The sequence below is a fragment of the Microbacterium terricola genome, from assembly GCF_027943945.1.
Lineage (GTDB): Bacteria > Actinomycetota > Actinomycetes > Actinomycetales > Microbacteriaceae > Microbacterium > Microbacterium terricola.
Map to the genome: position 1 here is coordinate 1,146,950 of NZ_AP027141.1, position 12,910 is coordinate 1,159,859.

Below are 12,910 nucleotides of genomic sequence, written 5' to 3' on the forward strand. Positions count from 1 at the left end.
CGAACCGGGTGCCCGCGCGGGCTCGACGTCGGACGCTCTCCGTAGACTCGATCCGTGGCATCCGACTCCTTCGTTCACCTGCACGTGCACAGCGAGTACTCGATGCTCGACGGTGCGGCCCGCATCGCTCCGATGGTGCAAGAGGCCGTCAGGCAGGAGATGCCGGCGATCGCGGTCACCGACCACGGCAACACCTTCGCGGCCTACGAGTTCTACAAGACGGCGAAGGATGCGGGCATCAAGCCGATCATCGGCATCGAGGCCTACGTCACCCCCGGCACCCACCGCAGTGACAAGGCGCGCGTGCGCTGGGGCACGCCCGAGCAGTCCAACGACGACGTCTCCGGCTCCGGCGCCTACACGCACATGACCCTGCTGTCTCAGACGACCGAGGGCATGCACAACCTGTTCCGGCTCAGCTCCCGCGCGAGCATGGAGGGCTACTACTTCAAGCCCCGCATGGACCGCGAACTGCTGCAGAAGTACTCGAAGGGGCTCATCGCGACCACCGGCTGCCCGTCGGGCGAGGTGCAGACCCGCCTGCGGCTGGGGCAGTACGACGCGGCGCGTGCGGCGGCGGCCGAGTTCCAGGACATCTTCGGCAAGGAGAACTACTTCGCCGAGATCATGGACCACGGGCTCTCGATCGAGCGGCGGGTCATGGGCGACCTGCTCAAGATCTCGAAAGACCTCGACATCCCGCTCGTCGGCACCAACGACCTGCACTACACGCACCAGCACGACGCCACCAGCCACGCCGCCCTTCTGTGCGTGCAGTCCGGCTCGACGCTCGACGACCCCAAGCGGTTCAAGTTCGACGGCGACGGCTACTACGTGAAGTCCGCCGCCGAGATGCGCCAGGTGTTCCGCGATCACCCCGAGGCCTGCGACAACACGCTGCTGATCGCCGAGCGCTGCGAGATCGAGTTCAACACCAGCGCGAACTACATGCCGCGATTCCCGGTGCCGATGGGCGAGACCGAGGACTCCTGGTTCGTCAAGGAGGTCGAGGTCGGTCTCCAGGGGCGCTACCCCGCGGGCATCCCCGACACCGTGCGCGCGCAGGCCGAGTACGAGACCGGCGTCATCCTCCAGATGGGGTTCCCCGGCTACTTCCTCGTGGTCGCCGACTTCATCAACTGGGCGAAGAAGAACGGCATCCGCGTCGGGCCGGGTCGCGGCTCGGGCGCCGGTTCCATGGCCGCGTACGCGATGGGCATCACCGACCTCGACCCGCTTCAGCACGGGCTCATCTTCGAGCGCTTCCTCAACCCCGACCGCGTCTCCATGCCCGACTTCGACGTCGACTTCGACGACCGCCGCCGCGGCGAGGTGATCCAGTACGTCACCGAGAAGTACGGTGACGAGCGCGTCGCGCAGATCGTGACCTACGGCACGATCAAGGCCAAGCAGGCGCTGAAGGACGCGGGCCGGGTTCTCGGTTTCCCCTTCAGCATGGGCGACAAGCTCACCAAGGCGATGCCGCCCGCGGTGATGGGCAAGGACATGCCGCTGGAAGGCATGTTCAACAAGGAGCACCCGCGCTACAAGGAGGCGTCCGAGTTCCGCCTGCTGATCGAGACGGACCCCGAAGCCAAGACGGTCTTCGACACCGCGGTGGGCCTCGAGAACCTGAAGAGGCAGTGGGGCGTCCACGCCGCCGGCGTGATCATGTCGTCCGAGCCGCTGATCGACATCATCCCGATCATGCGCCGCGAGCAGGACGGCCAGATCGTCACGCAGTTCGACTACCCGTCATGCGAATCGCTCGGGCTGATCAAGATGGACTTCCTGGGGCTGCGCAACCTCACGATCATCAACGACGCGCTCGACAACATCGAAGCCAACCGCGGACACGCGCTCGTGCTCGAAGACCTGACGCTCGACGACGTGGAGTCGTACGAGCTGTTGTCGCGCGGCGACACGCTGGGCGTCTTCCAGCTCGACGGCGGGCCGATGCGCTCACTTCTGCGCCTCATGAAGCCCGACAACTTCGAAGACATCTCGGCCGTCATCGCCCTGTACCGCCCCGGCCCGATGGGCGCCAACTCGCACATCAACTACGCGCTGCGCAAGAACGGCCAGCAGGACATCACGCCGATCCACGAGGAGTTCCGCGAGTCGCTCGCCGAGATCCTCGACACCAGCTACGGCCTCATCATCTACCAGGAGCAGGTGATGGCCATCGCGCAGAAGGTCGCCGGCTTCAGCCTCGGCCAGGCCGACATCCTGCGCCGGGCGATGGGCAAGAAGAAGAAGTCCGAGCTCGACAAGCAGTTCGAGGGCTTCCAGGCGGGAATGCACGCCAACGGCTACTCCGACGAGGCGGTGCAGAAGCTCTGGGAGATCCTCCTGCCGTTCTCCGACTACGCGTTCAACAAGGCGCACTCCGCCGCCTACGGCCTGGTGTCCTACTGGACGGCATACCTGAAGGCGCACTACCCGGCCGAGTACATGGCAGCGCTGCTCACGAGCGTCGGCGACTCCAAGGACAAGATGGCGGTGTACCTCAACGAGTGCCGCCGCATGGGCATCAAGGTGCTCCCGCCCGACGTGGGCGCGTCGATCCGGTACTTCGCGGCCGTCGGCGAAGACATCCGCTTCGGTCTCGGCGCCGTCCGCAACGTCGGCGCCAACGTGGTCGACGGCATCGTCACGGCCCGCGCCGACGACAGCTTCGTGAGCTTCCACGACTTCCTCACGAAGGTCCCGCTGCACGTGGCCAACAAGCGCACGGTGGAGTCTCTGATCAAGGCGGGGGCTTTCGACTCGCTCGGGTCGACGAGGCGCGCGCTGATGGAGATCCACGAGGACGCCACCGAGGCGGCCGTGGAGACCAAGCGCAAGGCCGCGACCGGGGCGATCGGCTTCGACTTCGACAGCCTCTACGACGAGGCGGAGGAGATCATGCCCGCCAAGGTCCCCGAGCGCCCGGAGTGGACCAAGAAGGACAAGCTGGCGTTCGAGCGCGAGATGCTCGGGCTGTACGTGTCCGACCACCCGCTGGCGGGTCTCGAGATCCCGCTCGCGAAGCACGCGTCCACGAGCATCCACGACCTGCTCGCCTCCGACGACGTGCAGGACGGCGACCAGGTGACCGTTGCGGGCCTGGTCACCAGCGTCCAGCATCGCGTCGCCAAGTCCAGTGGCAACCCGTACGGCATGATCACCGTCGAGGACTTCGACGGCGAGGTGACCGTCATGTTCATGGGCAAGACGTACACCGAGTTCCAGTCGCAGCTGATCGCCGACTCGATCCTGGTGGTGCGGGGGCGGGTGTCGCGACGCGACGACGGGCTCAACCTGCACGCGCAGTCGGCGTTCACGCCTGATCTCGGATCGGTGGATGCCGGTGGCGCGCTGCTTCTGATGGTGCCCGAGCAGCGGGCGACCGAGCAGCTCATCACCGAGCTCGCCGAGGTCCTGAACCGGCACAGGGGCGACACGGAGGTGACGCTGCGGCTGCACAAGGGTGCGGTCGCGAAGGTGTTCGACGTGCCTCTGCCGGTGCGGGTCACGGCCGATCTGTACGGCGAGCTGAAGGGCCTGCTCGGCCCCCAGTGCCTGGGCTGAGCCGGCGCGCAGGACGCGCGTCTCATCTCATCCTCATCTCATGAGCCGCGGGTAGGATCGCACACGCGTGACGCGGGAGCGTCCCGGAAAGGGAAGACAAGTGACCGACCAGCTGAACGAGAAGTCCGGCCTCGATGCCACCGCGCCGGAGGCGGCCGACGAGTCGCGCCTCGACGCGTCGGCGACCGACCGCGAGGTCGACGAGGCCTTCGTCACGACCCAGGCGGATGACGTGTTCGACGAGCCCGGCGACGGCGTGGACGAAGGCGCGGCCCCGCAGTACGGCGTCGGCCCGTTCTCGGTCCGTGAGGTCGCGCTCGGCGGTGCCTGGCTGATCGCGTTCATCGTCTCGTTCTTCCCGGTCAGCGTCACCTGGCTCGGCAACCTGGGCCCCATGCAGCTGACCTGGAACTCGGTATGGTCATCCGGCCTGTCCTGGATCCTGACGATCGGCCTTCCCACGATCGCCGTGTTCCTCCTCGCGCTGCGTCGCCTGTCGCCCGACGGCATCCGCCGCGTGGGCTCGCTCGGAGTCGACCAGTTCGCCTCGGTCGCGTTCTCGGTCGCCACGCTGGTCTGGCTGCAGCAGGTCTGGGAGACCGTCTCGGTCGCGGCCGAATCCGGCATCTGGGTGCGCTCGTGGGTCATGTGGGTCGAGTTCTTCCTCATGCTCCTCGGCGTGGTGCTCACCGTCTTCGCCCCCTTCATCCCGCCGTTCGACGAGGACTTCGACGGCCGCCCCGAGGTGCCGGCGCATCGCAACGCCCGCCCGGTGCGCGCCGTGTCGCCGCGCCCTGCCCGCGAGCCGCGCGTGTTCGCCGAGCCCGCTCCGGTGAGCGAGGCCGAGCCGGTCGCCGACGACCCGTATGCCGGCTACGACGCCGCGGACCCGTACGCGTCCGCCGTCGCCGCGAACGCCACGCCCGCAGAACCGGCACCCGCCGATGACGATGTCACGGGTGCGATCGACCCGCTCCCGGCAGAGCCGCAGCCCTCGCCGCGCCAGCAGGCGTTCTGGGCACTCGCGCCGGACGAGCGCGACGTGGTCGATGAGATCGGCATCCCGGTGTTCCGGATCGGCCCCACGGCGTGGGCGCTCGTGATCGAAGACCGTGGTGAGGCGTTCGTCGTCCGTCACGAGGACGGCCGGATCGGCTACCTGCACGACGTGTCGGGCGTCACCCGCGGCTAACGTAGAAGGATGCTCCGCACGATCGACCTGCGCGGCCGCGCGCTCTCCGCAGCCGAACTGCTCGCCGCCGTCCCGCGCGCCGGCGCCGCCCGTGAGGCGGCGCTGACCGCGGCGGCGGACATCGTGGCGGATGTGGCTGCCCGTGGCGAGCAGTCGCTGCGCGAGCAGGCCGAGCGCTTCGACGGCGTCTCCGGCCACCCGATCCGCGTGCCCGCCGCGCACTTCGATGAGGCGCTCGCGGCTCTCGATCCGGACGTGCGCGCGGCGCTCGAGGAGTCGATCCGCCGCGTGCGCATCGCCTCGGCCGCGCAGGTGCCCGCACCCGTGGTCACCGAGCTCGCGCCTGGCGCCGTCGTCGAGCAGCGATGGCAGCCGGTCGGCCGCGCCGGCGTCTACGTGCCAGGCGGCAAGGCGGTCTACCCGTCGAGCGTGGTCATGAACGTCGTCCCCGCTCAGGTCGCCGGCGTCGCGCAGGTCGCGATCGCCTCGCCGCCGCAGCGCGAGTTCGACGGCCGGGTGCACCCCGACATCCTCGCTGCCGCGCGACTGCTCGGCGTCGACGAGGTGTACGCGATGGGGGGAGCGGGCGCGATCAGCGCGCTCGCGCACGGTGTCGAGACCCTGGGCCTCGAGCACGTCGACGTCGTCAGCGGACCAGGCAACAACTTCGTCGCCGCAGCCAAGCGGGCGGTCGCCGGCATCGTCGGCGTCGACGCGGAGGCCGGAGCCACCGAGATCCTCATCGTCGCGGACGATGCAGCAGACCCGGGTCTGATCGCCGTCGACCTGATCAGCCAGGCCGAGCACGACGAACAGGCATCGGCGGTGCTCGTGACCGCGTCCGCGTCGCTCGCGACGGCGGTCCGCGACGAGGTCGAGGCGCGCGTCGTCCTCACGCGCAACGCCGACCGCGCCGTCGCCGCGCTCACCGGGCCGCAGTCGGCGATCGTCCTGGTCGACGATCTCGCCACCGCGACCGCGTTCAGCAACGCGTACGCCCCCGAGCACCTCGAACTGCACCTGGCCGACCCGCACCCGGCCGACTTCACCGACGCGGGAGCCGTGTTCGTCGGCGCGTACGCCCCGGTCAGCCTCGGCGACTACCTCGCCGGCAGCAACCACGTCCTGCCTACGGGCGGCCAGGCGCGGTACGCGGCGGGGCTGTCGGCAGCGACGTTCCTGCGACCTCAGCAGGTGATCCGGTACGACCGCGAGGCGCTGGCCGCGGTCGCCGACGAGATCGTCGCGCTCGCGGACGCCGAGGCGCTCCCCGCCCACGGCGAGGCCGTGACCGCGCGCTTCGCCGGGCGTCCGTCCGAGCCGGCGTCCGCCGCGGCGGACGTGTCGGCGTAGGCTGGACCGGCCATGCACTGCCCGTTCTGCCGCCACCCCGATTCGCGGGTCATCGACTCGCGCACGAGCGACGATGGACTCAGCATCCGTCGCCGTCGTCAGTGCCCCGAATGCGGTGGCCGCTTCTCGACCATCGAGACCGCCAGCCTCAACGTGATCAAGCGCTCCGGAGTCATCGAGCCGTTCAGCCGCGAGAAGGTGATGTCCGGGGTGCGCAAGGCATGCCAGGGTCGCCCGGTGACCGAAGCCGACCTCGCCGTGCTCGCGCAGCGCGTCGAGGAGTCGGTGCGCCAGACCGGATCGTCGCAGATCGACACGAATGAGATCGGGCTGGCGATCCTCGGACCCCTGCGCGACCTCGACGAGGTCGCGTACCTCCGCTTCGCGAGCGTCTACCAGGCGTTCGACTCCCTCGAGGACTTCGAGAGCGCGATCGGCCAGCTCCGCGCCGACCACGCCGAGCCCGAGAGCGCCGACCGCTAATCTGGAGGGGATGTATCCCCTCCTCTTCCGCACCGTGCTGTCGCGCATGGATCCCGAGACGGCGCACCACGCGGCGATGCTCGTGATCCGGGTGCTGGGGCTCCCTCCGTTCTCATGGGCCGCTCGTGCGCTCACCCGCCCCGACCCGGCGCTGTCGACCACCGCGCTCGGTCTGCGCTTCGACTCGCCGTTCGGCGTCGCGGCAGGTTTCGACAAAGACGTGAAGGGCGCCAAGGGGCTGTACGCGCTCGGCTTCGGGCACGTGGAGGTCGGCACGATCACCGCGGTGCCGCAGCAGGGCAATCCGCGTCCGCGCCTGTTCCGCCTCATCCCCGACCGCGCGGTCGTGAACCGGATGGGCTTCAACAACGGGGGAGCGGAGCACGCCGCCGCTCGCCTGAAGAAGCTCCGCGCACGGTCGGCGCGCGCCGTGATCGGTGTCAACATCGGCAAGAGCCGGGTGGTCGACGTCGACCGCGCGACCGCCGACTACGTCACGAGCGCGACGCTCCTCGCGCCGCTGGCCGACTACCTCGTCGTGAACGTCTCCTCGCCCAACACGCCGGGCCTTCGGGGCCTGCAGGCAGTGGAGACGCTTCGACCGCTGCTCGAAGCGGTGCACGCCGCATCCGGCCCGACGCCGCTGCTGGTCAAGATCGCGCCCGACCTGCCCGATGACGAGATCGAGGCGATCTCCGCGCTCGCCGTCGACCTGGGTCTGGCCGGCCTCATCGCCACCAACACGACGATCTCGCGCGACGGCCTGATGACCGATGCGGACGTCATCGCCGCGGCGGGCGACGGCGGCCTGTCGGGCGCGCCGCTCAAGGAGCGCGCACTGCAGGTGCTGCGCCTCGTCCGCGCGACCGTCCCGGCGGACTTCGCGGTGATCTCCGTCGGCGGCGTCGAGACCGCCGAGGACGTCCGCGCACGGCTCGCCGCGGGCGCCACGCTCGTGCAGGGCTACACCGCTTTCCTGTACCGCGGGCCGCTCTGGGCGAGGCAGATCAACCGGGGTCTCCGCGCGTCGTAGGTCGCCCTTTTCAGAATGTCGGCTCAACCGGATACATTCGTCCGGTTACTATCCGATTTCTCTGGGGATCCTATGAACCGAACACTCCTCCTGCGTGCAGCCGCCGTCACGGTGACCGCCGCACTCATGGTCGGCGCCGCGCCGGCCGCCTACGCGGATGACGAGGTCGTCGCCGACCCCGCGTCCGTCCAGATCACCGAGCCGGGCGTCCTGACGCTTCCGGATGGTGACGGCGTGCGCGACAGCGCCGCGGTGACGGTCTCTTCCGATGTGCCCACGACGGCGAGCCTGTCGATCGTCTCGGGCGACGGCCTGTCGACCCTCGCCACGCTGGCCCCGGTGGAGCTCACCGCGGAGAACCTCGCGGAGACCGTGTACGTCCCCGTGACCGGGCTGGTGGCGGGAACGCTGTCGCTCGTCGCCACGCCGTCGGTCGGCGAGCCCGTCATCGTGCCGCTCACTGTGGGCTCCGGTCAGCCGGAGAGCGTCACGCTGACGCTGAGCCGGACCGTCCTCTACAGCTGGAGCAAGAGCACCGGCAACACCGCGACCGCATCGGTGAGCGCCGTCGACGAGACCGAGCTCGCGATCCCGTTCGCCGGATCCGTGGTCACCACCGCGGGGGCGGTCACGAAGTCGGCACCGGTCGCCTCCACGGCCGGCGCGACGGCGAAGACCACGATCTCCGCCACAGGCCTGCCCGCGGGCACTGCCTCTGTCGTCGCCAAGATCGGCGCCGCCTCGAGCTCCGCGACCACGATCACCGTCCGCCAGGTCGCGATCACGGGGACCAAGCTCGCCACCTCGACCACGACGATCTACCCCGTGCGCGACGGCTACCGTGACTCCGTCAAGATCGCCGTCTCGTCGACCGCGACCAACGGCAGCACGATCCCCGCGACGGGGACGGTCAAGGTCACCCGTTCGGGCAAGACCGTGAAGACCTACAAGCTCACCTCGAGCAAGCGCTGGACGGCGACGTGGGACGGAAAGGTCAGCGGCAAGGTCGTGCCGGGCACGTACAAGGTCTCCGTCTCGATCAAGGGTCCGGAGGGTGCGACCAAGACCGCGTCGAAGACGGTGACGGTCAAGAAGGGCAACCTCGTCACCAAGACCACGTCGAAGTGGGTCAAGGCCGGCTCGCTCATGCAGGAGTACCTCCCCCTGGACCGGTACGAGAGGGGCTACTGCGAAGCGCATCCGACGAGCGGTGCCATCGCCTGCGTCGGCTACGACGCGTACAACGGCGGCGACGTGATCTCGCTGATCGCTGTGGGTGGCACGACCGTGCCGGCGACGGTGCGCGCGGGCGCGAAGTTCGGCGGGGCGAAAGTGCGCCTGACGATGAACGCGACCTCCGTGAAGGGCATGGTCGCGTGGGCCTACGGCGCATCGACGTCTGACACGCCGGTCTCGGGGGAGCTGACAAAGGGCGCCAAGACGCTCGGATGGACGTCGGTCCCCTCGGGTGAGAAGACGATCGGAATCTCGATCGCCCTCGGTAAGAAGAGCAGCCTGGGTGCCGACAAGATCAAGATCGAGTACAGCTACAAGGTGCTCGTCAACACCTGATCCAACGACAAGATGGCCCGCACCGATCTCGGTGCGGGCCATCTTCGTGCGCACGGGCGCGGGCTCCGGCCCGCGTTGAAACAGGTGTTCTGGCGAGGACAGGAAGGATCCGCATCCAACTGTCCTGTGTTCGCCAGAACACCTGTTTTGGGACGGGTTGCTCCCCGATCAGGCGGGGTGCTCTCCGCGCTTGACCTGTGCCTTCGGCAGCCGCATGAAGCGCATCTGGATGGTGCGCATCGCGCTGTACCAGCCCAGGCCCTTCTCGGTCCGGTCGCCGAACTTGGCGCGCGCGGCCTTCTTGACCCGGATGGACGTCAGCAGCATGTCGCCCACCACGAAGAAGATGAACACCCACAGGCCGACGAACGAGTAGTAGGTGAGCGCCGGGTTCGGCACGAAGCTCAGCAGGATCACGAGCACCATCGCGGGCATGATCAGCTCGCCCAGGTGCCAGCCCGAGTCGACGAAGTCGCGGGCGAACTTGCGCTGCGGACCCTTGTCGCGCACCGGGAGGTACTTCTCGTCACCTGCGGCCATGCCGACCCGGGCCCGCTCGCGGTCGCGCGCGATCTCGGCCTTGCGACGCTGCTTGGCCTCCTTCGTGTCAGCGACGAGGGGGCGCTTGCGGGCGGCCTCCTGCTCGGCGCGCGACGGAGTCGGCCGTCCCTTGCTGCCGCCCAGCGCGGTGCCGTTGAGCACCGTCCCGTCGGAGGGCGCCCCGTTCGGAGTGGGTGCTGCGGGTGTCTTGGCCACGTTGGATCCTCAGAGTGGAGAAATGGGGGTGCCAATAAGATTACTCGCATGACCCCTGAGCCCTCCCGACAGGATGCTGTGCGCCAGGCCGCGGCCTCCGGCATCCCCGTTGCCCTCGCCGATCTCGGCGATCTCGTGCGCATCCCTTCGATCGCCTTCCCCGGCTTCGATCCCGCTGAGGTCCGCCGCAGCGCCGAGGCAGTCGCCGCGCTCGTGACCGAGACGGGACTGTTCGAGGAGGTCCGCATCACGGATGCGGCCATCCCCGGCACCGACGAGCGCGGCATGCCCGCGGTCCTCGCCACGCGGCCCGCGCGCAACGGCCGGCCCACGATCCTGCTGTACGCGCACCACGACGTGCAGCCGGTCGGCGACGAGTCGCTCTGGGAGTCCCCGCCGTTCGAGCCGACCGTCCGCGACGGCCGCCTGTACGGCCGCGGGGCCGCCGACGACAAGGCCGGCATCATGGCCCACATCGCCGCGCTGCGCGCGGTCAAGGAGGCGCTCGGCGCCGACCTCGATCTCGGCGTCGTCCTGTTCTTCGAGGGGGAGGAGGAGGCGGGTTCGCGCTCCTTCGCCCAGTTCCTCGCCGACAACGCCGATGCGCTGCGCTCGGACGTGATCGTCGTCGCCGACTCCGGCAACTGGGACGCCACCACGCCTGCGCTCACGGTGTCGCTGCGCGGCAACGCCCGCTTCACGCTGAAGGTGCGCACCCTCGAGCACGCATCGCACTCCGGGATGTTCGGGGGAGCGGTGCCCGACGCGATGATGGCCACGATCCGCCTCCTGTCGACCCTGTGGGACGACGACGGTGCCGTGGCGGTCGATGGACTGCTGAGCCGGGATGCCGACACGCCCGCCTACACGGAGGAGACGCTGCGCGATGAGGCCGGCCTGCCGGAGGGCGTGAGCCCCGTCGGCACGGGCACGATCCTCAGCCGCATCTGGAACAAGCCCTCCATCACGGTCACCGGCATCGACGCGCCGAGCGTCGTGAACGCGTCGAACACGCTCAGTCCCGAGATCACCGTGGTCATCAGCACGCGCGTCGCGCCGGGCCAGGAGGCGCGTGAGGCGTTCGACGCCGTCGCTGCCCACCTGCGCGCGCACGCACCCTTCGGCGCCGAGCTCGAGTTCCTCGACGTCGACTGCGGCAACGGCTTCCTCGTCGACACGAGCGGCTGGGCCGTCGCCGCCGCTCGAGACGCCCTTGCGGCCGGCTACGGCGTCGACCCGGTCGACATCGGCGTGGGCGGCTCCATCCCGTTCATCGCGGACCTGGTGCGGGAGTTCCCGGCGGCGGAGATCCTCGTGACCGGCGTCGAGGACCCGCACTCGCGTGCGCACAGCCCGAACGAGTCGCTGCACCTCGACACCTTCCGTCGTGCGGTGCTCGCCGAGGCCCTCCTGCTCGAGAGCCTCGACGCCCGTACAGCCGACGGGGCGTAGAATCGACGCATCCAGCCGCTGCGCGGCCGATCGCAAGGAGTGACATGACCGACACCGCACTGTCGACCGACCAGACGACTCGCGCCCACGGGGTCCTGCTGACCGACGCGGCTGCCGACAAGGTGAAGAACCTGCTGAGCCAGGAGGGCCGCGACGACCTGCGTCTGCGCGTCGCCGTGCAGCCGGGCGGATGCAGCGGACTGATCTACCAGCTCTACTTCGACGAGCGGTACCTCGAGGGCGACCAGGCTGTCGACTTCGACGGCGTGGAGGTCATCGTCGACGACATGAGCGTCCCCTACCTCGACGGCGCCACGATCGACTTCAAGGACACGATCGCCGAGCAGGGGTTCACGATCGACAACCCGAACGCAGCGGGCAGCTGCGCCTGCGGAGACAGCTTCCACTGAGGCGCACCGCGCACACTTCGCACCACCGGACCCGGACAGCCACGCGCTGTCCGGGTTCGATGCGCTTGGGCACTTTTTCCCCTGAACTGCGCGCGAAAAGAGGCTCCGTTCCTGAACGGTTGGCCTGAATCCGCCGTTACCTTGCCCTACACTGAAGGTGTCTTACATCCATGTCCGGAAAGGTGCACCGTGCCCTCGAAACGCCGCCTCCGCTGGGCTCTTCTCCCTGTGGGGATCGCTGCCGCCGCCATTCTCGCCGGGTGCACCCCGACCGAGCTGCACGGGTTCCTGCCGGGCTTCACGGAAGACGGCCAGGCGGCCACGAACCACACCGACATGGTCGCGGGTCTGTGGGTCAACTCCTGGATCGTCCTGCTCGCCGTCGGCGTGATCACGTGGGGCCTGATGGGCTGGGCCGCGATCGCGTACCGCCGCCGCAAGGGCCAGTCCGGACTCCCGGTGCAGCTGCGCTACAACATGCCGATCGAGATCTTCTACACGATCGTGCCGCTGATCCTCGTCGTCGGCTTCTTCGCGTTCACCGCGCGTGACCAGACCATCCTCGAGACCCAGTACGACGACCCCGACGTGTCGATCACCGCGATCGGCAAGCAGTGGGCCTGGGACTTCCAGTACAACGGCGAGGAAGAGGACAACTCCGACGCCGTCTGGTCGATGGGCGTGCAGGCGCAGCCCGAGGACAACGGCGACATCGACCAGGACGCGCTGCCCACCCTGTACCTGCCCGTCAACAAGACGGTCAAGATCAACCTGCAGTCGCGCGACGTCATCCACTCGTTCTGGATCATCGACTTCCTCTACAAGAAGGACATGTACCCCGGCCGTGACACGAACAACTGGTCGTTCACGCCGACCCGCGAGGGCACGTACGCCGGCAAGTGCGCCGAGCTGTGCGGCGAGTACCACTCGATGATGATGTTCAACGTCAAGGTCGTCAGCGAGGACGAGTACGAGGCCTACCTCGAGACGCTCCGCGCAGCCGATCAGACCGGCGACATCAACGATCAGTACGACCGTCTGCAGAACTTCCCCGGAACGGGCGCAGACGCTGAGGGAGACGAGTGA

General features: G+C 68.9%; 10 protein-coding genes. 9 read left to right on the forward strand and 1 reads right to left on the reverse strand.

All coding sequences use genetic code 11. The annotated features are described in order from the left end of the window. Positions 1-102 precede the first annotated feature (102 nt). The 6 genes from dnaE (at position 103) to Microterr_RS05370 (ending at position 9,206) form a co-directional block, all read left to right on the forward strand. A complete protein-coding gene (gene dnaE / locus Microterr_RS05345; protein WP_404810202.1) occupies positions 103-3,573 on the forward strand; it encodes a DNA polymerase III subunit alpha in 3,471 nt (1,156 codons plus the stop codon). Between the two features lie 100 nt (positions 3,574-3,673). Next, entirely contained in the window at positions 3,674-4,765 is a 1,092-nt protein-coding gene (locus tag Microterr_RS05350) for a hypothetical protein (RefSeq protein ID WP_263795728.1), read from the forward strand. Between the two features lie 9 nt (positions 4,766-4,774). Further along, a complete protein-coding gene (hisD, locus tag Microterr_RS05355) occupies positions 4,775-6,118 on the forward strand; it encodes a histidinol dehydrogenase (RefSeq protein ID WP_263795727.1) in 1,344 nt (447 codons plus the stop codon). A gap of 12 nt (positions 6,119-6,130) precedes the next feature. Further along, complete coding sequence (gene nrdR, locus Microterr_RS05360; RefSeq protein ID WP_263795726.1) at positions 6,131-6,601, forward strand: transcriptional regulator NrdR; 471 nt, start codon at positions 6,131-6,133, stop codon at positions 6,599-6,601. Positions 6,602-6,611: 10 nt separating this feature from the next. After that, positions 6,612-7,634, forward strand: a complete 1,023-nt coding sequence (locus Microterr_RS05365; RefSeq protein WP_263795725.1) for a quinone-dependent dihydroorotate dehydrogenase — start codon at positions 6,612-6,614, stop codon at positions 7,632-7,634. A gap of 72 nt (positions 7,635-7,706) precedes the next feature. Then, entirely contained in the window at positions 7,707-9,206 is a 1,500-nt protein-coding gene (locus Microterr_RS05370; RefSeq protein WP_263795724.1) for a hypothetical protein, read from the forward strand. A 168-nt stretch (positions 9,207-9,374) separates the two neighbouring features. On the opposite strand, the gene Microterr_RS05375 is transcribed toward Microterr_RS05370, so the two are convergent. Further along, positions 9,375-9,962 (reverse strand): DUF3043 domain-containing protein, encoded by a 588-nt coding sequence (locus Microterr_RS05375; RefSeq protein WP_263795723.1) that lies wholly within the window; start codon positions 9,960-9,962, stop codon positions 9,375-9,377. 48 nt (positions 9,963-10,010) lie between these two features. Between Microterr_RS05375 and Microterr_RS05380 the strand changes: the two genes are divergently transcribed. The 3 genes from Microterr_RS05380 to ctaC all read left to right on the forward strand — a co-directional run bounded on the left by Microterr_RS05380 (position 10,011) and on the right by ctaC (position 12,910). Then, a complete protein-coding gene (locus tag Microterr_RS05380; protein WP_263795722.1) occupies positions 10,011-11,414 on the forward strand; it encodes a dipeptidase in 1,404 nt (467 codons plus the stop codon). 44 nt (positions 11,415-11,458) lie between these two features. Then, the gene (erpA, locus tag Microterr_RS05385; RefSeq protein ID WP_263795721.1) at positions 11,459-11,824 is read left to right on the forward strand and encodes an iron-sulfur cluster insertion protein ErpA; all 366 of its coding nucleotides are present in this window, start codon (positions 11,459-11,461) and stop codon (positions 11,822-11,824) included. Between the two features lie 189 nt (positions 11,825-12,013). After that, the gene (gene ctaC, locus Microterr_RS05390) at positions 12,014-12,910 is read left to right on the forward strand and encodes an aa3-type cytochrome oxidase subunit II (protein ID WP_263795720.1); all 897 of its coding nucleotides are present in this window, start codon (positions 12,014-12,016) and stop codon (positions 12,908-12,910) included.

Bases quoted from the DNA above. Each gene is read 5' to 3' on its own strand.
- dnaE (WP_404810202.1), top strand. From the start codon at position 103: ATGCTCGACGGTGCGGCCCGCATCGCTCCGATGGTGCAAGAGGCCGTC.
- Microterr_RS05365 (WP_263795725.1), top strand. From the start codon at position 6,612: ATGTATCCCCTCCTCTTCCGCACCGTGCTGTCGCGCATGGATCCCGAG.
- nrdR (WP_263795726.1), top strand. From the start codon at position 6,131: ATGCACTGCCCGTTCTGCCGCCACCCCGATTCGCGGGTCATCGACTCG.
- hisD (WP_263795727.1), top strand. From the start codon at position 4,775: ATGCTCCGCACGATCGACCTGCGCGGCCGCGCGCTCTCCGCAGCCGAA.
- Microterr_RS05370 (WP_263795724.1), top strand. From the start codon at position 7,707: ATGAACCGAACACTCCTCCTGCGTGCAGCCGCCGTCACGGTGACCGCC.
- Microterr_RS05380 (WP_263795722.1), top strand. From the start codon at position 10,011: ATGACCCCTGAGCCCTCCCGACAGGATGCTGTGCGCCAGGCCGCGGCC.
- erpA (WP_263795721.1), top strand. From the start codon at position 11,459: ATGACCGACACCGCACTGTCGACCGACCAGACGACTCGCGCCCACGGG.